Origin of the sequence: Psychrobacter sp. APC 3279, assembly GCF_030407795.1 — a bacterium.
Taxonomy (GTDB): Bacteria; Pseudomonadota; Gammaproteobacteria; order Pseudomonadales; family Moraxellaceae; genus Psychrobacter.
In genome coordinates this window covers 103,629-128,849 of record NZ_JASDCR010000008.1, presented here as the reverse complement: position 1 = coordinate 128,849, position 25,221 = coordinate 103,629, and the positions used below count along the sequence as shown (strand labels likewise).

The 25,221-nt window shown below is 43.2% G+C and carries 20 protein-coding genes; 14 read left to right on the top strand and 6 right to left on the bottom strand.

Annotation, left to right across the window (positions count from 1 at the left end; translation table 11 throughout):
- Positions 1-117 precede the first annotated feature (117 nt).
- From QL898_RS05975 to QL898_RS05965, 3 genes are all read right to left on the bottom strand, one after another.
- On the bottom strand, positions 118-765 hold the full coding sequence (locus QL898_RS05975) for a TerD family protein (RefSeq protein ID WP_201547401.1): 648 nt from the start codon (positions 763-765) through the stop codon (positions 118-120).
- A 97-nt stretch (positions 766-862) separates the two neighbouring features.
- On the bottom strand, positions 863-2,005 hold the full coding sequence (locus QL898_RS05970) for a WYL domain-containing protein (RefSeq protein WP_290176160.1): 1,143 nt from the start codon (positions 2,003-2,005) through the stop codon (positions 863-865).
- Positions 2,006-2,228: 223 nt separating this feature from the next.
- The gene (locus tag QL898_RS05965; RefSeq protein ID WP_290176159.1) at positions 2,229-5,015 is read right to left on the bottom strand and encodes an ATP-binding protein; all 2,787 of its coding nucleotides are present in this window, start codon (positions 5,013-5,015) and stop codon (positions 2,229-2,231) included.
- Between the two features lie 411 nt (positions 5,016-5,426).
- Here QL898_RS05965 and rsmG point away from each other — a divergent pair, with 411 nt between their 5' ends.
- From rsmG to QL898_RS05915, 10 genes are all read left to right on the top strand, one after another.
- Positions 5,427-6,143 (top strand): 16S rRNA (guanine(527)-N(7))-methyltransferase RsmG, encoded by a 717-nt coding sequence (gene rsmG, locus QL898_RS05960; RefSeq protein WP_290176158.1) that lies wholly within the window; start codon positions 5,427-5,429, stop codon positions 6,141-6,143.
- Between the two features lie 240 nt (positions 6,144-6,383).
- The gene (locus tag QL898_RS05955; RefSeq protein ID WP_102078567.1) at positions 6,384-7,163 is read left to right on the top strand and encodes a ParA family protein; all 780 of its coding nucleotides are present in this window, start codon (positions 6,384-6,386) and stop codon (positions 7,161-7,163) included.
- A 158-nt stretch (positions 7,164-7,321) separates the two neighbouring features.
- Entirely contained in the window at positions 7,322-8,491 is a 1,170-nt protein-coding gene (locus QL898_RS05950) for a ParB/RepB/Spo0J family partition protein (RefSeq protein WP_290176157.1), read from the top strand.
- An 85-nt stretch (positions 8,492-8,576) separates the two neighbouring features.
- Positions 8,577-9,302 carry a MotA/TolQ/ExbB proton channel family protein gene (locus QL898_RS05945; RefSeq protein ID WP_201547396.1) on the top strand — a complete coding sequence of 242 codons (726 nt, stop codon included), beginning with the start codon at positions 8,577-8,579 and terminating at the stop codon, positions 9,300-9,302.
- 64 nt (positions 9,303-9,366) lie between these two features.
- Complete coding sequence (locus QL898_RS05940; RefSeq protein WP_057759437.1) at positions 9,367-9,798, top strand: biopolymer transporter ExbD; 432 nt, start codon at positions 9,367-9,369, stop codon at positions 9,796-9,798.
- A 75-nt stretch (positions 9,799-9,873) separates the two neighbouring features.
- The gene (gene msbA, locus QL898_RS05935) at positions 9,874-11,661 is read left to right on the top strand and encodes a lipid A export permease/ATP-binding protein MsbA (RefSeq protein ID WP_290176156.1); all 1,788 of its coding nucleotides are present in this window, start codon (positions 9,874-9,876) and stop codon (positions 11,659-11,661) included.
- Positions 11,662-11,727: 66 nt separating this feature from the next.
- Complete coding sequence (gene lpxK / locus QL898_RS05930) at positions 11,728-12,858, top strand: tetraacyldisaccharide 4'-kinase (RefSeq protein WP_290176155.1); 1,131 nt, start codon at positions 11,728-11,730, stop codon at positions 12,856-12,858.
- Between the two features lie 49 nt (positions 12,859-12,907).
- Positions 12,908-13,720 carry a 3-deoxy-manno-octulosonate cytidylyltransferase gene (kdsB, locus tag QL898_RS05925; RefSeq protein ID WP_290176154.1) on the top strand — a complete coding sequence of 271 codons (813 nt, stop codon included), beginning with the start codon at positions 12,908-12,910 and terminating at the stop codon, positions 13,718-13,720.
- A gap of 104 nt (positions 13,721-13,824) precedes the next feature.
- Entirely contained in the window at positions 13,825-14,955 is a 1,131-nt protein-coding gene (locus tag QL898_RS05920; protein ID WP_290176153.1) for a DNA polymerase III subunit delta', read from the top strand.
- A 111-nt stretch (positions 14,956-15,066) separates the two neighbouring features.
- Positions 15,067-15,414, top strand: coding sequence for a PilZ domain-containing protein (locus QL898_RS05915; protein ID WP_101205408.1), 348 nt, complete (start codon positions 15,067-15,069; stop codon positions 15,412-15,414).
- A gap of 164 nt (positions 15,415-15,578) precedes the next feature.
- Here the strand turns inward: QL898_RS05915 and ppk2 are convergent, their stop codons facing one another.
- Both ppk2 and QL898_RS05905 read right to left on the bottom strand, forming a co-directional pair.
- Positions 15,579-16,658: a polyphosphate kinase 2 gene (ppk2, locus tag QL898_RS05910; protein ID WP_265089146.1), complete on the bottom strand. Its 1,080-nt coding sequence runs from the start codon at positions 16,656-16,658 to the stop codon at positions 15,579-15,581.
- Between the two features lie 186 nt (positions 16,659-16,844).
- On the bottom strand, positions 16,845-18,359 hold the full coding sequence (locus QL898_RS05905) for an acetyl-CoA C-acetyltransferase (protein WP_290176152.1): 1,515 nt from the start codon (positions 18,357-18,359) through the stop codon (positions 16,845-16,847).
- 543 nt (positions 18,360-18,902) lie between these two features.
- Between QL898_RS05905 and QL898_RS05900 the strand changes: the two genes are divergently transcribed.
- The 4 genes from QL898_RS05900 (at position 18,903) to QL898_RS05885 (ending at position 23,829) form a co-directional block, all read left to right on the top strand.
- A complete protein-coding gene (locus QL898_RS05900) occupies positions 18,903-20,303 on the top strand; it encodes a 3-oxoacyl-ACP reductase (protein WP_290176151.1) in 1,401 nt (466 codons plus the stop codon).
- Positions 20,304-20,627: 324 nt separating this feature from the next.
- Entirely contained in the window at positions 20,628-21,542 is a 915-nt protein-coding gene (locus tag QL898_RS05895; RefSeq protein ID WP_290176150.1) for a MaoC/PaaZ C-terminal domain-containing protein, read from the top strand.
- A gap of 58 nt (positions 21,543-21,600) precedes the next feature.
- Positions 21,601-22,173, top strand: a complete 573-nt coding sequence (locus QL898_RS05890; RefSeq protein ID WP_290176149.1) for a sulfur transferase domain-containing protein — start codon at positions 21,601-21,603, stop codon at positions 22,171-22,173.
- A 219-nt stretch (positions 22,174-22,392) separates the two neighbouring features.
- Positions 22,393-23,829, top strand: a complete 1,437-nt coding sequence (locus QL898_RS05885; RefSeq protein WP_290176148.1) for a serine hydrolase domain-containing protein — start codon at positions 22,393-22,395, stop codon at positions 23,827-23,829.
- Positions 23,830-23,884: 55 nt separating this feature from the next.
- On the opposite strand, the gene QL898_RS05880 is transcribed toward QL898_RS05885, so the two are convergent.
- The gene (locus QL898_RS05880; RefSeq protein WP_290176147.1) at positions 23,885-25,132 is read right to left on the bottom strand and encodes a cation:proton antiporter; all 1,248 of its coding nucleotides are present in this window, start codon (positions 25,130-25,132) and stop codon (positions 23,885-23,887) included.
- Positions 25,133-25,221 lie beyond the last annotated feature (89 nt).

The window sequence follows — 25,221 nt, the reverse complement described above, 5'->3', positions numbered from 1 at the left end:
AATGATTTATGAGAGATAGGTTCTTAGAAGTTAATTACAATCAATGATTTGCCCATAAAAAGAGGTCTTGTGTTTGGATAGCATAAGACCTCTTTTATATTCGATGACCAGTTGCTCTTATATACCCTGAGGAATGGGCAGTGCACGTGCTAACTCATGAGCTACTTCTTGTGCTGCATTTGCTAGATCTTCTGCAGTGAGTGGTAAGTTTTGCAATGTTAAATGCCAGTCGTCAACAGATCGACGCAAATGCGCTACCCATAGCGTGGTGCAGTCGCGTGGGAGCTGCTTAAGGTTGACTTCGAAACAACGGTTTCCTTCATCGTCACTCAGATGAATTTCGCCTTTCTTGACTCTAGAAAACGAATGGCTATGGTATGAGTTGGCAATTAAACCAATATGAGTAATATGAGTAGGTATTTTCTCAAGCTCCAATCTGATTTGCTCTTGATCAAGCGGGGCAAGATACATGGCTTGTTCACCGCGATCCTTACCATTTAAGCTGTCACCTTGATGCTTGACCGATTCAGCTTTATCTCGTAATTGCTTAAACCAAACGATGTCACTGATGACGCAATTGTCATCGTACAATACACAAGCCAGATCAATATCCATCGCGCTTTGATTTTTTTTGAAGCGCTTAAACATACCTTTTGGCTCAATTTTGGTAAATTCATAATTGAGCGCAAAGAACAAAGTCCCTGCGTCTAGTCCAAGTCCTCGTAAACTATCTGACAACAGTGGTGATGGGGCAGTGGTCGACATAACTTTCCTTTTTTATTCTTAGTTTCTAACCGTTATCTAGATTTGGTGTCTGCTTACTTAAGGCGTGCGAATGTTAGCCTATCTCAGGTCAGTGATGTCACTCATTGATTGCTGTCGAAGACTTATCTAATACTGCTTGATAGAGCAGCTCAGGCTTAGCATCTAATAACCCACTACCAAATCCACGTAGCCACCAAACCAGCTGTGAGGTCAAGTTAACAGTGGCTTTTACAGTAAGGGTGTTATCCTCATTTAGCGTCACGGTTTGATCGTCATTAAGTTTACTTTCGGTCAGACTTTTACCTGCTTGCCTAGTGAACCTAAGCTCAACAGCGGTATTCTTGCCACGCTCGTCCAATTCGCCAAACAGTGGGTGGCTAAAGCCCATGCTGCCTTCATCCAAATACGTATCGAGTTGAAAGTTTTCTGGCGTTTTTGCAGCGGTTTCGAGAATCTCAACACTATCAAAACGATGTAAAGCAAAGGTGCGAATGGTGGCTTCTGGATCGTCAGTACGAGTTGCCAGCAGATAGATAATCACGCCGCGCTGGATAATCGCGATTGGATTTAGGATATATTCGCTGGCTTGTAATTTGTTGCTACGAGTATAACAAGCATGAATCTGCAGCTGATAAAATAGGGCATGGTAAATATTATCTTTACTATCCAAATCTATATCTGGTGCAATAAGCGGCTGTGTGGCAGGCTCAATACGCACTCTGTCTATCCAAGAGTGGGTCACTTTGCTGTTTTTGAGCTGTCGTCGTGCTAAGTCAAACCAAGGAAATAATTCATCTAAGATAACAGGTGGCAGTAGCTGGGTCAGATTGGCCTCAACCATATTAAAAGCAACCGCTTGTGATAAGTTCATATGCGGCAAGCTTTGTAATGGGGCGTCTTCTTTCCAGCGCCAACCTTGAGGGTTAGCATTGTTTTTTTCGATAGGGAAGCGTTTGGCAAGGGCATTCAAATCGCGTTGGACAGTACGTAGGCTGATATCAAAGCCTGCCATCATCAGCTGCTCATAAATATGCGTGGTGCCTACCCAGCGATTGCGCTGTAGCTGTGATAGTACCTGCCATTGCCGAGCAGTCGTTGCCGCACCATGTCGATTGTCACTAATATTGGCGGCATTGACCTCTTTTGAGTGACCAGTGTCTACAGCTGCAAGCGCACCTGCCTGCTCACTAGGATTGGACTGAGCTTGGCTGTTATCAGCATCAGTAGGATGTACAGTCATTAAGAGATACCCTTTATGAAGTTACAAGTCGGTTTCTGGCACGATATTACTCGATCAGGAACCGTTAATCATCGCAGAAAAGCAGCGTAGCGTCTAGCGACGTTCATGCATGCGTATGTTTATTTAATAGTTGCTATTCGATGGTTGCTGCTCGATCTAGCCATAGATATAACAATGAATCTAGTCGAACAGCAATGTGCGTATCGGTAGTACCGTTTAAATTTTAATTGCCATCCTCATCGACAGCTGTTGTCTGACTATCGTTTAGGGTGTCATCAATAGGCTTAGCATCGCTTTGTTTGTTACTTTCCTCGCTACCTTTCTTATCACTTCTCTCACCTTTTCGCTTTTCTTTTATTCTCTTATCTTCTTTCTTTCGACGTTTTTCTTTACGCTTTTTCTTCGCTTTCTTTTTGGACTTTTCATCATCGATGTCATCAGTGCTTTCCTGGTTTTCATCCCACAGCATCAGACGGCTTAATACTTTGCCAAATAAAGTATCTTTACGATAACGGCCTTTTTTATTCATGGTGTCGATGGGCAAACCAGTCATCAGCGTCAGGGCCTCACTTAAAGTATAGACGCCATAGATATGAAATTTGCCTCTATTTACTGCATCAATAATGTCGTCACGTAGCATCAGTTGTTTGACATTGGCCATCGGAATGACGACGCCTTGATCGCCTGTTAGCTCTTGCTCGCGGCAGGCGTCGAAAAAACCTGCGATTTTAGCATTAATGCCACCAACTGCCTGTACTTCGCCTAGCTGGTTCATAGATCCAGTAATCGCGAGAGACTGATTAATGGGAACGTTTGCTAAAGCTGATAGCAATGCACAGCCTTCGCTAACGGTGGCACTATCGCCATCGATTTGCGCGTAGCTCTGCTCGAACGCGAGTGAGGCACTAAAATTCAGTGCATGATGTTGACTAAACAGCGCTCGCAAATAGCTGGTCATAATCAGCATGCCTTTGGCGTGTAAACTACCGCCCAAGTCTACATCACGCTCAATATCAAGAATTTCACCTGTGCCAATATTGGGCTGAATGACCGCAGTAAGCCGTGCTGGCATGCCAAACTCACTATCAGCATAACTGACCACGGTCAATGCATTAACTTGTCCGATAGCATCGCCTTGCGTTTGAATCAGCTGTTGGCCATTTTTCAGCTCATCCCAATACAGATCGCGCAAATATCCTGAACGCTCATCCATGTCATCGATTGCTTGAGTGACATGATCTGCCGTGACCATCGCCTCATTATTTAAGCGAGCATGACGGTTTGATTCATGCAGTAGTTTAATCAATAAGTCACTGTGTAGGCTTAAGCGATCTTGTTCTTCAGCTTGCAGGCTTAAGTGCTCAAGTAGTGTGGCCTGCGCGCTACTATCAAACGGATAAAGGTCGGCATAGTCGATGATATCGGCCATTTTTGCGACCAGTGCCAATTCATGCTCAATGGTACGAGGCACATCGTCATGAAAGTCAGCTCGGACTTTGAATACCGCATCAAATTCAGGCTCAAGCTCTAGTAGCTCGTAATATAAATCTGCTTCACCTAACAAGATAACTTTGATATCTAAATCAATAGGCGCTGGTGACAGAGACAAGCTACCGGTCAGCGTCAGCATTTGCTCTAGACTTGATAGTTTTATTTTTCGTGATTGTAATGCGCGCTTCAAGCCCTGCCATGCATAAGGATGTTCAAGTACGTGACTAGCTTCTAACAGTAAATAGCCGCCATTAGCGCGATGTAGCGCACCTGCACGAATCATACTCACGTCAGTGGTTACTGTGCCTAATTGGGTGATTTGCTCGACATGCCCTAATAAATTGAGATGGGTTGGCAAATCCTCAAAGACCACGGGCGCGCCACTGTCAGGTGTATGACTGACAATAACATTGACCGCATAACGACTGGGCGTCGTAGCCAACACTGCCGTCACAAACTCCTCATCATCGCCATTGACGATACGCTCTACGTGAGCGACCATGTCATCAAATACAGCCTTGAGATATGCCACGACAAGTGGATGAGCCGCAAACTGCTCGTAGATAGAGGTAAATAATGGCTGTAGAGCACGTTGGGCAATATTACGATGTAATGCCTCTATCTCATCGTTGGCTTCGTCTTCTAGTTGCTCTAAAGCGATAGTCAATTGACTCAGACGCTTTTGCATATGGTTCTTTTGTACAAAGTTATTCAGCTCAGCTTCATACTCATTATTGCTATATATAGAGTCTTGGTTTTCTTTACTCTCATTACTTTTTTTGCTCAAAATATTGACTTTTTCGCTATCATCGAGCTTTTCTGAATCTTTACGATTGCTAGGTATTTTTATTTGCTTGTTATCATCGCTATTACTTTCTGTAGGCAGTTGACTAGGATGAACAAATACGGCTTTATTATCAAACGAGCGAAACGTCAATGCTAGGTCATATTGTTTGCCTTCAGCATTAAGCGCGTCATAGGCATGACTTTCTTTTTGATGAGTACTGTTTTTGATGGCTTCGATTTTGCTCTGGTATTGATCGCTACGAAAGCGTTGGCTTAAACGCTTTTTTGCTTGCTGCCATAAGTTATTAACTTGCTGCTGTAATAGCGAGGCTTGACCAGCTGGTAGACGTAGCGCCAATGGTGTGCGTGGATCGGTAAAGTTATGCACGTATACCCAATCATCTGGCGTCGGTGCGTCGGCGGCAATACGCGTTAAAAGACGACTAATGACAGTACGTTTGCCCAAACCATTTTCACCAGCGGCAAACACATGATAACCACTGGCTTTAATATCCAGTGCTGTATGCAATGCTTTGAGCGCGCGTTGTTGACCAAAGCCAACATCTAGGTCAGGCGCAGTGCGTGTATCTGTAGGTAATTCATCAGGGTCGCTATAGCGTTTTAATTGCTCAGCGGAAATGCGACAATTTTGCTGAACCTCTGTGAATATAGGGTTTGGGGTATCAGGTGCTATTTGCTTAATTTTTTTTGTATCGGTAGCAGGTACTACCATATTGTTAGCGTCCTTTGATACTTGCGATATAGGGGTGTAGGGTTGTTCTGTCATAGGCGTTTGAAAAATCATCTTAAAAAGTATTAAAGGAATATGAGAAGTGATTGGTTTTATCTGTTCATGCTTATTCTGAGTTTTTTATGATCAATCATGACATCTTACAAGATATAGTCACCTATTAGCGAAGTCATTAAGCGCAGTTTTGTATCATATTTAGACAAATGATTGAGTAAAACTGGTAAAAAACGAATGACTTAATCAGCGAATTGGAGGCAATCAAAGCAGAATAACGCCTCATGATCAGCGTAGATAGTATAAGATGTCCCACATTGGCGCAATCTGCAACTATTCAATGGGCAGACTGCATGATAAAATAAACGGTTCACAAGTCAAAACTGGATAACTCGTTGTATGTCAGCTTCCGCTAAAAACTCTTCATCGTCTGCTAGTATGGGTAATATCAATATTGATCCGGCTGGTTTCGTAAAGCTTGGTGCGCAACTGCCAAAGCTGGCTAATATTTTGGCGCAAGCGATAAATGAGCTGGGTCTGCTGTTAAGTGAAACGCAGCAGCGCACGTTATTATTGTACTTAGACCAGCTTTTACTATGGAATAAAGCGTATAATCTGACCGCCATCACTGATCCAGAAGAAGCGCTGATCAAGCATGTGATAGATTGTCTGTCTATTATAACGCATTTACCCGCCGGATCGTTGCTAGATATCGGCACGGGAGCAGGGTTGCCAGCAGTTATTATTGCCATTTGTCAGCCTGAGCGCCAGTGTACTGCGCTTGATAGCAATCAGAAGAAAATTCGCTTTATTAAGCAAATTAGCAGCGAGCTTGGCTTGAGTAATATGCAGCCGATCGCATCGCGTATTGAAGCGCATGAAGCAAGTTATGCGGTGGTGACATCACGAGCGTTCGCCAGTTTGATAGATTTTGTAGAAGTAGCGCAGCCAAGATTGGCAGATGGCGGCTTTTTATGTGCTATGAAAGGTAAAGTGCCGAGTGAAGAAGAGCTGCAAGCACTCGATAGCGATTGGCATATCAAAACCATTAAACTGACGGTGCCACGTTTGCACGACAGTCGTCATTTAATTGAAATGTCTGCTAAAGACAGTTAAGCCATAAATACTTCGCAGTCATGAAACAGGCACTGTTTTTTGTGAAACACAGTTTACGTCTGTATCTAAATGACATAGTATTTAAAAGCATTTAAAATGCTCGACCGCAAACTGAGCATTTTAGACCATAAATTGCTTATTTTTAAATGCTGAGCGAGTGTCGCTGTATAAGATTGAATAAAAAAATAATTGTACCAACCGAGTCAAAAGTAATAGACCCTAATAAAATTGAGTGAGTGTATGGAAATCATAGCAATTGCGAATCAAAAAGGCGGTGTGGGTAAAACCACAACGGCAGTAAATTTGACCGCCAGCTTGGCTGCTAAACGCAAGCATGTACTGCTGATTGACTTAGACCCACAAGGTAATGCGACCAGTGGTACAGGCGTTGACAAAAACGAGTTAGATCTTACCATAGCGGACGTTTTGCTAGATGGTGTCGCGCTGTCTGAAGCAATTGTTACTAGTCCTGCAGGGTTCGATGTCATCGGTGCCAATCGAGATTTGGCTGGCATGGACATTACGTTGATGAGTAAGACGGACAGTCATGAGCTGTTTAAGACTGCGATGGCCGAATTGGTTAACGATCAGGTATCCACACAAAAACAGCCATACGATTATGTGATAATCGATTGTGCGCCTAGTTTGAATCTACTGACGATTAATGCGTTGGTGGCTACGGACAGTGTGATTATCCCTATGCAGTGTGAGTATTATGCATTAGAAGGGTTGGCTGACTTATCACAAACGATTGAACGCCTAACAGAGTTGAACCCTAAGCTATATATTCGCGGTGTGGTCAGAACGCTATTTGATGCGCGTAACACGCTTGCCCGTGATGTCTCTACTGAGCTAGAAGCGCACTTTGGCGATATCATGTACAAGACTCATATTCCAAGGAATATTCGCTTGGCAGAAGCCCCTGCGCACGGCTTACCAGTTATTGCGTATGAGAGATGGTCAAAAGGCGCGCGCGCGTATCAAAAGTTGGCTGCTGAAGTGATGAAACAAAGTAGCTAGTTTTTATCTAAAATCTCTTACAAAGGATTTTTAGATAAAAAGCGTCACTGATCAGCACAGTGAATGAATAGCATAAGTATAGAACACTTAATATTGTATTTAGTAAGCCGCATCATTAATCAATTGGCTTTTATTTTAGCGTTAGAGGATAGGTAATCATGGCGAAGAAAAGAGGGTTGGCTGCTAATCGGGGCTTAGATGCCTTATTAGGGTCAATCAAAAAAGAAAAGCAAATTACCGCCTCTGCCTTGCAAGACGACATGGTGGCGCGTGAAAATGCTGCGCCAGATATTAATGTGCCTGTAGATACTAATGCGCCTGTAAATACTGTATCCACAGATATAGCGCCTGATATCACTCCGACAAAAGCCAGTAAAAAATCATCTGTGAAGACTACTGATAACGATGCTGCTAGTGAGAGTAGTGCTCGCGCGCCACGTTCACCTCGTGCTACCAGCAAGGCGTCGCTCAACAAATCGCGTGGCAATAGTGCAGATACGAGCGCAACCGAAGATCAGATTAGCCTTGTACAAATCGATGTCACACGCTTGCAAGCAGGTAAGTATCAGCCTCGTCGTGATATGAGTGAGACAGCACTTGCAGAATTGGCGTCTTCTATCGAGCAGCATGGCGTGATGCAGCCTATCGTTATCCGTCCACTGTTGGCAAACGAAGATAAGAGTGAAGCATTTGTCACTCACGAAATTATCGCTGGTGAACGCCGCTGGCGCGCAGCAAAAATGGCAGGAAAAGCGGTTATCCCTGCGATTGAGCGTGCCTTATCTGATGAGTTGGCAATTGCATTAGCACTGATTGAAAATATTCAGCGTGAAGACTTGTCAGTGATTGAGCAGGCGGCAGCATTGCAGCGCTTTCATACGGAGTTTGGTATGAGTCATGCCATGATTGCTGAAGTCGTTGGAAAGGCGCGTACGACAGTATCGAATCTACTTCGTTTAAATCAGCTGCATGATACAGTAAAAAACCATTTAGCCAACAGTGCGCTAGATATGGGTCATGCTCGTACACTTTTAGCATTGTCCTCTGAACAACAACCTATCATCGCGCAAAAAATTATTGATGGCGGTATGACCGTGCGAGAAGCTGAAAAGTTGGTCAAATCAATCTTGCAGCCAGCGCCCAAAATCAATCGTGCTGAACAAGCACAATCTCGTGATGTAGAGCGTTTGACCCAAAGATTGACAGACATGCTTGGTGCTGAAGTCAAACTAAAACATAAAAAAGATGGTCAAGGTAGTGTTGAGATATTTTTCCACAATCAAGATCAATTAGCTGCGCTGATTAAACATATAGAAGCTCAGGCTTAAGAACGTTTGCGAGTTAGCCGTATCTATTCAAATGCTAAGTCGCCTCTGAACAACTATTTTTGCAAAAATACGGAAGAGAGTAGATATGTGGGAGTTGGTAAAAGCAGGTGGCTGGCTAATGACACCTATCGTGGTCTGTTCTATATTGGCATTAGTCATCATCATTGAACGTAGCCATACGCTACAGTTTAACAAAGTTGCTCCTAGCAGGTTGCGCGAACAGCTAATAACTCGTTTACGTGAAAATGGCGATATTGGCCGCACACAATTGATGAATGTAAAAGAAAAGACGGCGCTTGGCGATATCTTGGCAACGGGTTTGCTTTACCGTCAGTACGGGCTAGAGTCGATGACGATGCACATGCAAAATCGTGCCAGTGTACAAGTTCATCAATTAGAAAAAAACATCAATATGTTGGGTACAATTGGTGCCATTGCGCCGTTACTTGGCCTATTAGGTACGGTACTAGGGATCATATCATCATTCTTGGCGATTACCGATGGTGCCATGCAAGATCCGACGATGCTAGCCGCTGGCGTATCACAGGCACTAATCACTACCGCTGCTGGTATGATTGTTGCTATCCCTGCGTTGGTTGCTTATCGTTATTTTCAGCGCCGTATCATTGATATAAATGCTCAATTTGAGACTCAAGCAGGGCTTATGATTCAAGAGCTGTATGATTATCACTTACTTGCTAGTACGCAGCCATCTACATCTTCTAGCCGTCTGTCAATAGAAGATAGTATTGTGCAAGAACGTTCATTCGGTGGGTTGGATTCTGATAAGACCAGCATAGCGGCAGTGTAGTCAATGCGGTTCTAAAGATAGATGTCTTGAGCCTATAAATGGTAGCTGAATTAAAGAGATTGATATGCGTTTTAGAAAACCAACGGTTGAACCGCTTGAAATTAATCTGACACCGATGATTGATTGTTTACTGTTTTTGATTGTGTTTTTATTACTTGCTACCTCATTCAATCACTTTAGTCGTTTAAATATTATCCTTCCTGAAGCGGAAGGTGTTGCACTGACAGAACAAAACAACAGTATCGAAGTAGCTGTGCAAGAAGATGGTAGCTATTTGGTCAACGGCATTACACTTGCTAGTAGCAATGAGGCTGAACTGACCAGTATGTTGCAGCAAGAGGCGGGCAGCAATCGCGATATGCTATTTGTCATTGCAGCGGATGCCAATGCGACTCATCAGTCTGTGGTACGAGTAATGGATATTGCTGGAAAGCTCGGGTTTTTGAATTTAAACATCAGTACAGTGGTACCACTTGGCCAAACGCTGCCGCAATAACATATATAGCCTTACCATCATAAAACTGTGTGACACACAGCCCATTCATACCACGATACCCAAATTGAGGCTTTTATGAGCCAAGCTTATTTACCTGACTCTAAAAAATCTTCTGCTAAAAATGCATCGGCAGTATCGCCCGTTACCCCTAAAAGTAAGACGTTATTACGCTTATTAAGGTATTTAAAGCCTTACTGGTGGGCATTGCTACTGACGGCGTTAGGTTTTGCGATTAATGCAGGGACAGAGATTTGGACTGCCAAGCTTCTGCAATATATTACTGATGCTATCAATCAGAATGATCGAAGCAAACAAGCCTTATTTCCGCTATTGATTATATTGCTATTCTTTGTGCGCGGGGTTGGTAGTTTTTTGGGTAACTATTACTCTGCATTGGTCTCACGCAACTTAGTCTATGAGCTACGTGTAGAAGTTTTTAATAAATTACTGCGCTTACCTAGCTCGTTTTATTTGGCCAATCCAGCTGGTACGATTTCATCGAAATTAATATTTGATGTTGAACAGGTCACGGCCGCCAGTACAGACTCAATGAAGACCTTGCTACGTGATGGTTTGACCGTTGTCGCGTTGATTGGTTTTTTGTTCTATAGCAATTGGCGTCTAACGCTTATTTTGTTTGTTGTCTTGCCACCAATACTATGGCTGGTACGCATTGCATCAAAGCGCTATCTTAAGCTCTCAAAAGGTATCCAAAAGACGATGGGTAATGTCAGTCACATTACCAATGAAGTCATCGGCGGCTATCAAGTGGTCAAAAACTACGGTGGTCAATCATACGAGTCAGCACGTTTTGACAAAACATCGAAGAAAAACCTACGCCAAGGTATGAAGGTAGTTGTTACCAATAGTATTAATACGCCAGCCGTACAGCTGTTGATGGCGATTGCGATGGCCGTTGTCGTCTGGCTTGCGCTGCGACCTGCAGTAATAGATGATATTTCAGCAGGTGAGTTCATCTCTTACATTGCAGCTGCAGGGTTATTGAGTAAGCCAGTACGTTCGCTGACTGATATTAATCAGAAGCTGCAAAAAGGTCTGGCTGCTGGTGAGTCGATTTTTGCGCTACTTGATGAGCCAGAAGAGGAAGATACAGGCACAATCAGTAAAGCGCTATCAGGGCAAATGTCGTTAGACAATATCAGCTTGGTTTATCCAGATTCGACGGTGGCTCTACGTGACTTTACCTTGAACATCAAAGCAGGCGAGACAGTTGCATTAGTAGGGCGAAGTGGCGCGGGCAAGTCGTCATTGGTTAATTTATTAACACGAACTCTAGAGACTTCCTCAGGGCAAATCACACTAGATGGCATGCCAATCGAAGACATTAAGTTAGAGAGTTTGCGTGCCCAGATTGCAATGGTGAACCAGCAGGTAGTATTGTTTAACACCACTGTATTTAATAATATTGCTTATGGCAGCCTAGCTGACAAGACTCAAGCTGAGGTTGAACGAGCAGCAAAAGATGCTTTCGCTCATGACTTTATTATGAAAATGCCAAACGGCTATCAAAGCGAAATTGGTGCTGAAGGGTTGCAGTTATCTGGTGGTCAGCGTCAGCGACTATCTATTGCTCGCGCGCTACTAAAGGATGCTCCGATTCTAATTTTAGATGAAGCCACTAGCGCGCTTGATAATGAGTCTGAGTATTATATCCAGCAAGCGCTAGATAATGTGATGAAAGACCGTACTACATTGGTCATTGCCCATCGATTGACGACTATTGAATCAGCGGATCGTATTGCTGTGATGGATGGTGGTCAGATTGTTGAATTAGGAACGCACAATGAGCTAATGCAACTGCAAGGTCACTATGCGCAAATGTATGCTCGAGATTTTGAGTAGTCAGTTTAGAAGTTTTTAGCCAACTTTTACGCAGCCATGAACCAATAAGATAAGCGATATTGATTAATGAGTATTGAGACGACAATTACCCGAGCATGGCAACGTCAAGCTGTTTGGTTGTGGTTGTTGCTGCCTATCAGTTGGTTATACGGTTTCATCACTTTGCTGCGTCGTCAGGCTTATAAGGTTGGCCTATTATCAAGCTATCGAGCACCTATTCCCGTGATGGTCATTGGTAATATCAGTGTGGGCGGTAGTGGTAAGACGCCGCTGATTATTGCTCTGGTCAACTACTTACAGAAAAAAGGCGTAAAAGTAGGGGTAATCAGTCGCGGGTATGGTGGTGATACGAGTCAAATGCCAGCATTGGTTAGTGCTACCAGCTTACCTCATATAGTCGGGGATGAGCCGTGTTTGATTGCTCATATGACAGGCGCTGCTATGGCAGTGTGTCCCAATCGTCAGCAAGCGATTGCCACTTTATTGAAGGCAGAGCCGAATTTGCAGTTGATTATTGCAGATGATGGTTTGCAGCATTATGCACTACAGCGTGATATCGAATGGATTGTGGTAGATGCCGCCCGTGGGTTTGGTAACAAGCAGCTATTGCCAACAGGTTTTTTGCGTGAGCCGATGTCACGATTAGAGGGTGCAAATGTTATCTATCATGAAAAGCCAAGTACTGATTTAACTCAGACTTCTAGAAGCGGTAATAAGATACAGTCTGCTGACCGTTTGACCATGCATTTGCAACCAGCTGAGTTGCAACGTCTATGGAATCCTACATCGAGTGCAGCTCAAATAAATATTGTGATGCCTACTAATAACAGCCGCATCCATGCTGTTAGTGGTATCGGCTATCCACAGCGGTTTTTTGATACCTTAGAATCTATTGGCTTTGAGGTCATGGGGCATCCTTACCCTGATCACTATGATTTTAGTTTGGCTGAGCTTTTACAATATGGTGATTATCCTATCATCGTAACCAGTAAAGATGCGGTAAAAATCAACGCATTATTGGCAGACTATACAGCGACGCAAGCACTCAATGATGAGTATGTAGAACTTGTCAGTAGACTATGGGTATTGCCAGTGACGGCTGTATTATCAGAGAATAGTTATCATAATCTAGATGAGCAACTAAAGGCGCTAGGGGTTCGTATCGACCATAATATGAACACGTCAGCCCCATTATAAATATCAGCTAATATTTTAAATCTTTGTATAATTTTTATAGGAATACGCCATGTCGTTCGCCACCACGCCCGCCAAAACCCATATCGTGATTCCTGCGCGTTTTAAGAGTACGCGTTTACCTGGTAAGCCATTGCTAACTATTCATGGTAAGCCGATGATACTTTGGGTAGCAGAAAAAGCGCAGACAGCAAGTTTTGCTGATGACATGTGTATAGCGACTGATGATGAGCAAATTGCAAAAGTTTGCACCGATGCAGGTTTTGATGTGGTTATGACCAGTAGCGAACATGCTTCAGGGACGGATCGTTTGGCAGAAGTAGCAGCTATCAAAGGTTGGGCTGACCACGATATTGTGGTGAATATGCAAGGTGATGAGCCACTTGTACCGCCATTGCTTTTGGAGCAAGTACAGGCGCTTTTGGTAGCGGATGAGGATAGCGTGATGGCCACACTCTGTGAGCCTATCGATGACTATGATACGTTCCAAAGACCATCGGTAGTAAAAGTAGTCAGCCAATTTGCTAATAACTTACAGCGTGCGCTCTATTTTAGCCGCGCACCGATTCCTTGTGATCGTGATGTTGTATTAGCTGATAATAACCAGATGCAACCACCAAAGAACGCCCATCGCCATTTGGGTTTATATGCTTATCGTGTCAGTCTATTACAGCAGTTCGTAAACTGGACACAAACGCCACTTGAGATACTCGAAAGCTTAGAGCAATTACGTGTTTTAGAAAATGGGCAGCATATCGCAATCGCAGAAGCGGCCTGTCAGCTACCAGCGGGTGTCGATACACAAGAGGATCTAGACCGTCTAAACGCGATGAGCTTAGATAACTTTCAAAACCCTACTAAGTAATAGTCTGAGCAAAGTTGCGTGTGATTCTAAGCTTCCTACAACGCTAAAGTATCGTTGTTGTGGCTACACCTGAAATATCTAATCAATGTGATAGAGCCATAACCATGAATAATTTGACAGGAAATATGGACACACTAGATAACACAGACCGTATGTATTTTGCGCCACTACTGCCATGGCAAAAAGTACTGTGGTTACAGTTGACCGAGCGCGTACTTAAGCAGCAGTCTTTGCCGCATGCATTGCTCGCTGCTGGTATGCAAGGTATGGGTAAACGTGCCTTTGTATGGCGATTGGTCGCTTGGCTATTGTGCCGTGAGCGTGGCGCGCACCCACTAGGTGCTTGCGAAGTATGTGAGAGCTGTCAGTGGCTCAAATCGGGAACTCATCCGAGCCTACAAGTATTACCACTCGTTAGTATGCCTATCAGTGCCGAAAGCGATGCGCTTCAAGAAAAATCAAGCAGTACAAAAGATAAAAAAGGCGCTAAAGCTACTAGCAATAGCGCACTTAAGATCAAAGTAGATGATATTCGTGCTTTGCAGCCTTTTATTTATCAAGGCGGGCAAGGGATGCGCATCTGTGTACTAGATCACGCTGAAAAAATGACAGTGGCCGCTGCCAATGCGCTGCTTAAGACATTGGAAGAGCCACAAGCGCAAGTGCATCTGTTTTTGATTAGTGATACACCTGCTCAGCTGTTGCCAACGATTAAGAGTCGTGTGCAACAGTTGGCACTACAGACGATTGAGCCGACTGTTGCTGTCGATTATGTAACGCAGGCGCTAGGTCATACGATTAACCGCGAAGCCGTCGGTACCGCTGCGATTGAGCAGTTGATACAACTAGCCAATGGTGCACCATTAGCTGCTATCGCCTTAGCGCAAGCACCGTGGTATAGCAAGCGCAGCTTATGGCTGACCACATGGCAGGCGCTACGTAGTGGTAAACGTAGTGGCGTGGCGGCAAGTGATTATTGGCAAGGTCAGCTTAATATTAAAGAATTTATACAGCTGTCTGAGCTGATGCTCCTTGATATGCGCCGTGTCTGTTTGGGCCTTGTTGAACTACAAAAGGATGTCAATCTATCAACGATATTGGCTACTTATCAGCCTACTGATAGCGGGTTAGAGGCATTTGCTAACAGTGTGCAGCAGACCAAAATTGCGCTGCAACAAAATGTGCAAGAAAAATTTGCCTATGATAAGCTAATGCAAGAGTTAGCAAGCTTATAGAGCCATGTTTTAACGCTTAGTTAGTGTTCGAAAATTTGCAATTGTTCTTAACTATATACTATCGATTATTTATATAAACATATTAAACCCAGTTGATGAAGGAAGCTGACTATGGCAATGCCAGGACGTGGCGGGATTTTAACCTGTCATTATGAAAGTATCGAAATGTTATATGCCAGCTATTTGTCATTTGTCAGTAATGGCGCTTTATTTGTACCGTCTGACAAACCTCAGCAATTGGGTGATGAAGTGTTTATTGCTATCACGCTACCTAACTCTAGTGAACGCCTACCAATGAATGGTAAGGTGGTTTGGATTAACTCTAAGAGTCAAGGCAGTCGCCCAGCAGGGTTTGCTGTACAAATTGGCAGTGATGTCTCTGGCCAAAGAATCAAGAATGAAGTTGAGCGTTTGCTAGCTGGAAAAATCGATAGCTTGCAATCGACTTATACTATGTAGTATCTATTAATAACTAGGTAATATCTAGAAATCACACCTGTATCTTTAATAAGTTTGGCTGTGGTTTTTAACTTATTAATATAAAAAAGCAGCCTTATTATTTAGTAAGGCTGCTTTTTTATATCAAGTGTATTTAATTTTTTATAGTAGTAGGTGCTAGTCGCTTAATAACGAGGCGGTACATACATATCATCGGGAATAGGTTCGCGGTAGTACTCATCATCGCGTTTGCGATTGGGTAACTCAATTTCGTCACGAGGCACTTCTTTGTAAGGGATTTGGTCGAGCAAATGGGCGATACAATTTAATCGCGCCCGCTTCTTGTTATTGCCTTCGACAACCCACCAGGGTGCTTCAGGAATATGAGTACGCTCAAACATGGTTTCTTTTGCTTTGGTGTAATCTTCCCAGCGTCTGCGCGACTGTAGGTCCATTGGTGAGAGTTTCCACTGCTTAAGCGGATCATATATTCGGCTCATAAATCGTGCATGTTGCTCATCATCAGTGATAGAAAACCAGTATTTTACTAAGCGAATGCCTGAGCGTACGAGCATACGCTCAAACTCTGGTACTGATTGAAAAAACTCTTCATATTGTGCATCGGTGCAAAATCCCATGACACGCTCAACACCACCGCGGTTATACCAACTGCGGTCAAACAATACGATTTCGCCTGCTGCTGGCAAGTGTGCTACATAACGTTGAAAGTACCACTGCGTTTGCTCGCGCTCGGTGGGAGCAGGTAGGGCAGCTACCCTACAAACGCGTGGGTTTAATCGTTGGGTAATGCGTTTAATGGCACCACCTTTACCAGCAGAATCCCGCCCTTCAAAAATAACGACAATACGCTCACCGTGTGCAACTACCCAGTCTTGTAATTTTATTAGTTCTCGCTGTAGTCTTACCAATTCATGGAAGTAGGTACGTCGATCCAGTTTTTCTTGCTCGCTCATCTCACGTCCGTTAAAACGAAAATCACGTGCATAGTCATCTATTTCATTTTCTAGTTCTTCATCATATGTATCGATTAAGTCTTGGTGCATTTTTCGACGCAGTTCATCATCAAGAATGTCTTTTTCTATGCGTTCAGAAAGAATGGCTTGTTCTTGTTTGTACCGATCTAAATCATCCTCAGTCGTTAGAGATTGAAAATCAGCGGTTGTAAGCGGTTCTGTCATCACCAGTTTTTCAGAGCCAAAAATGACTTGCCTCATTTTTCTTAATAAAATTTTTGTCTTACCCATAAATATTACCTTTGTTTTGCGTATCGGCTTTTTTAAGAGGCTACTATCTAGGTCGTTTCTATCATAGCAAAGTACAGACAATAAAAAATGCCCTTTAAATAAATTAAAGGGCATTTTTTTATTGATAGATATGTACTGATTAAAATAATAAGTCAGCGTATCTTTTTCACTTAAAAGTGACCAAGCTTATTTTTCTAGGATACAAGTCACACCTTGACCACCTGCTGCGCAGATAGAGATAAGTGCACGGCCTGAACCTTTTTGATCCAATAATTTAGCAGCAGTAGCTAAAATACGACCACCAGTTGCTGCAAATGGATGACCTGCCGCTAGTGATGAACCGTTTACGTTTAATTTGCTACGATCGATAGACCCTAGTGGTGCATCTAAGCCTAAGCGCTCTTCACAGAATTTCTCATCTTCCCAAGCAGCTAGAGTTGATAGTACTTGTGAAGCGAAGGCTTCATGAATCTCATAAAAGTCAAAGTCTTGTAGAGTCAGGCCAGCGCGCTCAAGCATACGTGGTACCGCATAAGCTGGTGCCATTAGTAAGCCTTCTGTGGTGCCAGATTTACCGATAAAGTCTACCGCTGCGGTTTCTTGGTGGACGATATAAGCAAGTGGCTTTAGACCGTGCTCTTTTGCCCACTCATCAGTACCTAGTAGTACACAAGAAGCACCGTCAGTAAGCGGCGTAGAGTTGGCAGCTGTCATCGTTGGGTTAGCATTTTTTCTACCAAAAACTGGCTTTAATTTACCCAGTTTTTCTAATGTAGTATCTGGACGCAAGTTGTTATCACGAGTCAGGCCTTTGTACGGCGTGATCAAGTCGTCAAAGAAACCTTCGTCATAAGCGCGTGCTAGGTTTTGATGGCTGTTAAATGCAAGCTCATCCTGCGCTTCACGGCTGATATTCCACTCAAGCGTGGTAATCGCCTGATGATCGCCCATTGATAGACCAGTGCGTGGCTCACCATTTTGCGGTGAGTCGATTAAGTCTTTTGGATTTAAGCCCATTAATGCTTTTAGACGTTGTTTGTTGTCTTTTGCCGCACCAAGTTTGATCAGTACTTTACGCAAGCCATCGCCGACAGCAATAGGAGCGTCAGAAGTAGTATCTACACCGCCAGTGATTGCCGAATCGATCAGACCAAGTGCAATCTTGTTAGCAGAAGCAAAGGTCGCTTGTAAGCCAGTACCGCAAGCTTGTGAGATATCATAAGTTGGCGTATGCGGGTTCAGCGCGGTATTCAATGTCGCTTCACGAGTAAGGTTGATATCACGGCTAAGTTTCATGACTGCGCCAGATACCACTTCACCTACGGTTTCGCCTTGCAGGTTATAACGCTCAACCAAGCCGTCCAATGCAGCTGTTAGCATGTCTGTGTTGCTAACATCAGCGTATGATCCATTTGAGCGCGCGAATGGGATACGGTTACCACCTAAAATAGCAACACGGTTTAGGTTTGAAGCTGGTTTGGTTTCGCTGGCTTTTTTAGCTGGAGCAGATTTTTTGGCAGCAGCGGTTTCTACTTTTTCATCGACCGCTTTTTTGCTAGCAGTTTCTTTAGCGTTAGTGTCTTTAGTCGAGGTGTTTTTTGCAGCGGTTTCTTTTTTTGCTGTATCTGATTTTGTATCCGTTGCTTTAACAACTGTACTTTCAACAACAGGGCTATCTGGATGATTGTTTTTATTACTCATAATATTATCCTTAAAAAGTATGGGTAGAAGTAAAAAGTGATAGGTAACAATAAAAAATAGTTAAGTTATTTTATACAAGCAAATATTATCATTTATTACGCAATACAGCTGTTTATCATAAGGCGTTTTTTATTCACTTAATGTATCTCTTTAGCAAACTATGTGACGCTTGTATGAGGTCGGTAGTAGATTCATGACCATGACGCATCGCTCTAATAGACTGGCTAGTAAGAAATATTAGCATTGCATAACAGTACGTTTGATAATATATTGTTATCAATAATTAAGTATGCCATAACCTATAGGTCAGATTTTAACATGTTATAGTAGCGCTTAACGCTGCTAAAAACGACTGGCTTGTATACTGACTTGTTTACAGATTGTTGTAGACATTATCTGTTTTTGGACTTGTTTATAAGGGAAGTGTATAGTTAGGCTAGTTTTGAGGCGATTTACTAAATTTAAATAATTACGATGTCTCTATATAATAGATTCATTGCATTTTTTATTATTATACGAATCATTAATTATAAGGATTATATTATGTCAGACCGTTACGGTGATTTTGTTCAATCTTCTATTGGCAAAAAGGTAGCAAAAAATTTAGGTTTGCCAATGCCAACGACGCTTGATCGTTTCGAAAGCGGCGAGCGTCTAGTGCGTGGTAGTGTATTGGTTGGCCGTGCTACTGGTGATGATAAGAGTGTCAGTGAGTCTGTTGCCCGTATCCTGTCAGACGTCCATGCCGAAGTATATGTGAATAGCAGCGATGATATCAAAGACGCACTTGCTGATGCAGGCGTAGAGGCAAAAGCCAACACGGGCAGCGATGATCAATTCAAAGTACTACTTTTTGATGCCAGTAATATCAGCAATGCTGAACAGCTAAAAGAGCTTTATGAGTTTTTCCATACAGTTGCACGCCGCGTAGAAAAATCAGGCCGTGTGGTTGTGGTTGGTCGTACGCCAGAGAACATCACTGATATTGAAACAGCAATGGCTCAACGCTCGCTTGAGGGTTTTGTGAAGTCAGTGGGTAAAGAGTTGAAGCGCGGTATCACAGCGCAGCTGATTTATGTTGAAGAAGGCGCAGAGCAAAACCTAGATTCAACCTTACGCTTTTTTACCTCAGCTCGTTCAGCTTATGTATCAGGACAAGTAGTACGTGTCAGTAAAGGCAGCTCAGTCGATGTTGACTGGAACCAGCCTTTGGGCGGCAAAACTATGCTAGTGACTGGCGCAAGTCGCGGTATTGGCGAAGCTATCGCTCGTGTATTGGCTCGTGAAGGGGCGCATGTTATCTGTCTAGATGTACCACAGCAGCAAGCTGACCTACAAAAAGTTGCTAGCGAAATCAGTGGTTCTGCTTTGACAGTAGATATCACTAGTGAAGATGCTGGTGCAGAAATCGCTGACGCTGCTCAAAAACGTGGTGGTCTAGATTCAATCATCCATAATGCTGGCGTGACTCGCGATAAGACGTTGGCTAAGATGGATGAGAAAAAGTGGAACATGGTCATTGATATCAACTTGGGCAGTATCGCTAGATTGAACCGCTACTTGTTAGATAACGATGTGTTGAAAGAAAACGCACGTATCGTATGTGTGTCATCAATTTCAGGTATCGCGGGCAACATGGGTCAGACCAACTATGCCACTTCGAAAGCTGGGGTAATTGGTTTGGTTAACGCAACTGCCAAGCAATTAGAAGACAATGCTAAAGGCATGACGATCAATGCAGTCGCTCCTGGTTTCATCGAAACCCAAATGACAGAAGCCATTCCATTTGCTATTCGTGAAGCTGGTCGCCGCATGAACTCAATGAGCCAAGGTGGCCTGCCAGTAGATGTGGCTGAGACTATCGCATGGTTCGCGTCACCTGCGTCTGGCGGTCTAAATGGCAACACGGTTCGCGTCTGTGGTCAAAGCTTACTTGGTGCATAATGTTGATTAATTAATAAGTATATGTGAGAAACAAGGTACAGATAGAGACAGTAGTTGTATCATATGAGCTATTATTTCTCGTTTGTATCACATATGCTTACGAAATAATCTCTGATAAAGTGTAATAAAGCTGCCCAAGGGTGGCTTTTTTATGATAAAAACACAAGAACCAATAGCCAAACTATTTTTTGCTATTAAAGATACTCATGAGGTTGATTAAATTTAATGCTTATTAGATGATTTAATAGTAGGCTTTAGTCAATGACTGCAGATTGTCTTTATATACGTTAAAGAACTTGTTCAAGCCACACTTAGGATGTACTTATGTCAGACAAACATTATGATGCGTTGCCAAAAGCGCACACCACTTATGCAAATATTGTCAAAAGCTTATTGCCTATCGGTAATGGTGGCAAAGTCAGTAGAGACCAGTTGCCACAATCTACTTACTATGTAGATGACTTGCATATCGATCAAGAAAACCTAGACGACTATCGCAAAATTTGCGGTTTTGCTGATGATGGGAAAGTGCCAGCGACTTACTTTTCGGTATTGTCACAGACGCTGCAGATGAACATGATGGTCAAAGAGCCATTCCCATTTGCTATGTTAGGTCTTGTCCATGTCGATAATAGCGTCACCCAGTATCGTCCGATTGGAGAGCGTGAAACGGTAGCAATGTCGGTCACTTTTGATAACCTGCGCGATCATGCCCAAGGTCAGCAGTTTGACTTTGTCACTATTGTAAAGTCAGAAGATGAAGTCATCTGGGAAGGCACGTCGACTTATTTATCACGTAGCAAAAAACCTAGCAGTAAAGATAAAAAGAGCGCGCCGCGTCCGGTCATGGTCAAGCCTGAAGTAAACGAAGAAGGTGTTCATAGCATTTTTGAAGTGCCAGAAGATATCGGTCGTCGTTATGCATTTGTCTCAGGCGATTTTAACTTAATTCATTTGCATCCACTATCAGCACGTGCGTTTGGTTTTCCTAAAGCGATTGCACACGGTATGTGGTCAAAGGCTAAGTGCCTTGCTCTAATGGGTGACTTGCCTGATGCTTACACAATTGACGTTTCATTTAAGCTGCCTATCTTTTTGCCAGCTGAAGTAGAGCTGATTGCTGAGCCAGTAGCCCAGCTTACAACTGTAGATGATACTTGTGAGTTTGGACTGTATAGCTCTAAAAACAATAAACCGCATTTGGCGGGTGTTGTAACCCTAAAGAGCGACAGCAAGTAGCATAAGCATCTTAAAGCTTCTATTTTAACAGCCATATTTAACGTACATCTTTATTATTATGACTTCACAAAACATGCCTTCAGAAGAAAACGCGATAGACGTAGATCAAACAGATAGCTCGATAGCAACCGATACGGTCGCCGCTAATGATAGCGGCGCTAACATCTATATTAGTGCCGATAATGGCGTTGATTTGGCCGATATCTTTGAGCCTTATTTTCGTCCAGATGCAAACACTATCGTGTGCGGTGCATTAGATGACGAAAAAGTTGCGGCTTTAGCGAAATCGGGCGTCGAGCTGGTCATCAACTTGCAGCCTGATGACGAGTTAAGCTTTGATGAGGCATCAGCAGTTGAGCAAGCAGGTATGCACTACGAACAGCTGCCTATCAGCGGTGCTAAAGAGCTAAAGCAGCTTAAGATATTGGCATTTGATAATGTATTGCGCCAGCACCATGGCAAAAAAATCGCTATGCACTGTGGGTCGGGTAATAGAGTAGGAGCTGCAATAGCGCTGCGGGCAGGATGGTTACGTGGACGTAAGATGGATACGGCTATGGAACGTGGTCGCAGTCATGGTTTGACCAAGCTTGAACAAGAAGTTCATAATCGTTTGCTAGTACCGCGTTAACTAGATTTGTGGCATTGAATATTAGTGCTGTCTTAAACGTTTAGACGTTAGTAAACTTTAAAAATATCATTGAAACAAATAATAAAAAAGGCGACCAATGGGTGGCCTTTTTTATTGGCTCATAATTCATTTATACTGGTTCGAATATTTTATATAGCTTGTGTATTACTATCATCTTAAAAATACAATAATTCATATCACTGGAGCAAGGTAATAATAATGGATCATAATACAGAAAATTCTAATACATCTATAAACGTTGACTTACAAAAAAGTTTACAGCAATTACTGACAAGGTTGCAGCTTGATGATGCACCTGCTGGCGGGGCTGTGGTCGTGTATCAAGCAGGTCAGTGTATTGCGCAAGCCAGTACAGGTATGGCGCGTCCTGATATGCCGTGGCAGCCCGATACGTTGGCCATTAATTTCTCTACCGGTAAAGGGGTATTGGCAACGTTGGTTCATGTACTGGTTTCGCAGCAGCTGCTTGAATATGACAAACCTATTGCCTATTACTGGCCAGAATTTGCTGCAAGCGGCAAAGACCAAACTACGTTGCGACAAGTCATGTCACATCAAGCTGATTTGTTTTCGATTCAAAGTATCGATGTCGATAGCGAGATGGTGCTTGATTGGGGTACGATGCTGCGCCACATTGCAGCGATGCCCATTACCTCTCCCGAAGATGCGACCAAATATGACAGCGCCTATAGTGCATTGGTCTATGGTTGGATATTGGGCGGCTTAGTAGAGGCAGTCACGAATCTATCGTTTGCTGAAGCACTGCGCCAGTATCTAACGAAGCCTCTGGGTATCGCCGACAGCTGCTATTTTGGTGTGCCGGATAGTAAAGTAGATCAGGTAGCAAAATTGGCCAAAAATTTTGAAGAATCAGAGGATACGAGTGCTCAATTAAAATCGAGACGTCAAAAACCAACCTTAAAAGTAGACTCTAAAGAGACTTTACGTACTTATGCAAGCTTACCTAGTTATCATTGCTGGCAGCAGAAAATGATAAACGACAAGCGTGCAGCTGAGACGCAAAGTAGCCTTGATGACAGCCTTGATGAAAAGCTAGATAGCTCTGATACTGATAACGCACAGCCTATCTTAAATACTGCGCGTATTAATAGCTTATATTTCAATACCAGTCAGCTCAATCTAAAAAACTATAAGGCGGCGCTGATACCTGCTGGCAAACATGCCCTTGATTATCATAAGCGTCAAACATTACAGGCGGTCATTCCAGCGGCAAATGGTGTCGCTTCCGCTAAAGCACTGGCAACGATTTATGCAATGCTCGCTAATGGCGGTGTATGGCGAGGGAAAACGCTGATTGATAGTGCTACTTTTGAGCAGTTATCTACTCCGCAGGTTGAGGGTTTAGATGCGGTTATGCCAGCGGCTATGAAATGGCGATTGGGCTACCATAGATTATTCAGCTTATATGCTAACAACGATGATACGGATAAGAGGATGAGTCCTGCATTATCAGGATTTGGGCATATGGGATATAACGGTTCGGTTGCTTGGTGCGACCCTAAGCGCCAATTGTCATTTGCTTTTATTCACAATTTTGATACCACCATGCTCAATGACGTTCGTCAGTTTGCACTGACAGAAGCCGTCTTAAGCTGGGTAGAAGAGATGCTTTAATTATGCTAGTTTTAATCGCGAATTGATTCTGTTTCAAATATAAGCAGCATTAATTTTAATGCTGCTTGTTTGGTGTCATTTTAAGCAATCTTGATGCGCTAAGACCATGGATAAAGATAGAAGTCAAAATAACAATCGAACAGACAATCCACAATTTAAGCGCATCTTCATCCGCGAAGAATCCTTGATTGAGCGCATAGGACAGATAATACAAAGTACCAATACCGCGAATACCCAAAGCCGATATCGCGTATTTCTCGGTATGGGGTAGGTTCAATCCTGATAAGGCAATAAATCCACCGATTGGACGTATAAGTAATAGGAAGGTAAAGCTGACGATATAGACGCGCCATGTCAACTCGACACCTGCCTGCAGCCCTTGACCTAGGAACATACCAAAGATAACTAGCACCAATGACATCAGTAAGCCTTCTGATTGCTCAGCGAAATCATGCAGTTTTTGATGATAAGTATGCTCACACTCTGAGCGACGAAACGCAAATGCGGCCACGAATACAGCGATAAAGCCATAACTGTGTACATACTCTGCAAGTCCATAGGCTAGTAGCGTCAATGCAATAACCACATAGCCTTGCGAGATGGTAGTCTCACGGGTATGTTTAGAAAACACGACTTTGGCCAATATTTTACCAACCAACACACCTACCACTACACCTGCGCCAATCTTCCACAAAACGTCATGAGTAAACCACGACCATAGCATCTCGTAAGTAAAGGCTTTGCCTTCATTGAATGCTTCCGCAATTTTAATCGCTAGATACACAAATGGAAAAGCCAGACCATCGTTCAACCCGGCCTCTGACGTTAAGGTAAAACGCGGTGTGTCTTCTCCTCCTGTATTGGGAGGTCCCACCTGAATGCTCGAAGCTAACACGGGATCAGTAGGCGCTAACACTGCACCTAATAAAATAGCTGCACCAAGGCTCAAACCAAACGCGTAATACCCCAAGACTGCCATCGCAAAAATACCAATAGGCATGGTGATAAGTAGCAGTCTTACTGTTGGGCGCCACAATCGCCAAGACAACTCTGTATCGATTTTAATACCAGCACCAACCAATGAGACCAATACAACAATCTCAGTCAGTTTTTCGATGAGTAAACCGTTATCAAGTGGGTCTAAAAAGGATAAAGACGTCCACCAGTAGCCCATCATCAGACCGAAGCTGACTTGGAGCATCGGTAATGAGATAGAGGTGCGCTTAAAAATAACAGGAAACAATGCCCCTAGTAAAAAGGCAATCCCGCAGATTAATAAGAATAAGTTATATTTTTCAATCATAAGGTTTACGCACGTCGTTATGTTTTAAGGGTCGATTTTATGAGGGTAATTCTATATATTGATGACAATTAACAGCAATAGTTGATAGT

Excerpts from the sequence above, each read along its gene's own strand:
- QL898_RS05975 (WP_201547401.1), bottom strand. The coding sequence starts at position 765 with ATGTCGACCACTGCCCCATCACCACTGTTGTCAGATAGTTTACGAGGA.
- QL898_RS05970 (WP_290176160.1), bottom strand. The coding sequence starts at position 2,005 with ATGACTGTACATCCTACTGATGCTGATAACAGCCAAGCTCAGTCCAAT.
- QL898_RS05965 (WP_290176159.1), bottom strand. The coding sequence starts at position 5,015 with ATGGTAGTACCTGCTACCGATACAAAAAAAATTAAGCAAATAGCACCT.
- rsmG (WP_290176158.1), top strand. The coding sequence starts at position 5,427 with ATGTCAGCTTCCGCTAAAAACTCTTCATCGTCTGCTAGTATGGGTAAT.
- QL898_RS05955 (WP_102078567.1), top strand. The coding sequence starts at position 6,384 with ATGGAAATCATAGCAATTGCGAATCAAAAAGGCGGTGTGGGTAAAACC.
- QL898_RS05950 (WP_290176157.1), top strand. The coding sequence starts at position 7,322 with ATGGCGAAGAAAAGAGGGTTGGCTGCTAATCGGGGCTTAGATGCCTTA.
- QL898_RS05945 (WP_201547396.1), top strand. The coding sequence starts at position 8,577 with ATGTGGGAGTTGGTAAAAGCAGGTGGCTGGCTAATGACACCTATCGTG.
- QL898_RS05940 (WP_057759437.1), top strand. The coding sequence starts at position 9,367 with ATGCGTTTTAGAAAACCAACGGTTGAACCGCTTGAAATTAATCTGACA.
- msbA (WP_290176156.1), top strand. The coding sequence starts at position 9,874 with ATGAGCCAAGCTTATTTACCTGACTCTAAAAAATCTTCTGCTAAAAAT.
- lpxK (WP_290176155.1), top strand. The coding sequence starts at position 11,728 with ATGAGTATTGAGACGACAATTACCCGAGCATGGCAACGTCAAGCTGTT.
- kdsB (WP_290176154.1), top strand. The coding sequence starts at position 12,908 with ATGTCGTTCGCCACCACGCCCGCCAAAACCCATATCGTGATTCCTGCG.
- QL898_RS05920 (WP_290176153.1), top strand. The coding sequence starts at position 13,825 with ATGAATAATTTGACAGGAAATATGGACACACTAGATAACACAGACCGT.
- QL898_RS05915 (WP_101205408.1), top strand. The coding sequence starts at position 15,067 with ATGGCAATGCCAGGACGTGGCGGGATTTTAACCTGTCATTATGAAAGT.
- ppk2 (WP_265089146.1), bottom strand. The coding sequence starts at position 16,658 with ATGGGTAAGACAAAAATTTTATTAAGAAAAATGAGGCAAGTCATTTTT.
- QL898_RS05905 (WP_290176152.1), bottom strand. The coding sequence starts at position 18,359 with ATGAGTAATAAAAACAATCATCCAGATAGCCCTGTTGTTGAAAGTACA.
- QL898_RS05900 (WP_290176151.1), top strand. The coding sequence starts at position 18,903 with ATGTCAGACCGTTACGGTGATTTTGTTCAATCTTCTATTGGCAAAAAG.
- QL898_RS05895 (WP_290176150.1), top strand. The coding sequence starts at position 20,628 with ATGTCAGACAAACATTATGATGCGTTGCCAAAAGCGCACACCACTTAT.
- QL898_RS05890 (WP_290176149.1), top strand. The coding sequence starts at position 21,601 with ATGACTTCACAAAACATGCCTTCAGAAGAAAACGCGATAGACGTAGAT.
- QL898_RS05885 (WP_290176148.1), top strand. The coding sequence starts at position 22,393 with ATGGATCATAATACAGAAAATTCTAATACATCTATAAACGTTGACTTA.
- QL898_RS05880 (WP_290176147.1), bottom strand. The coding sequence starts at position 25,132 with ATGATTGAAAAATATAACTTATTCTTATTAATCTGCGGGATTGCCTTT.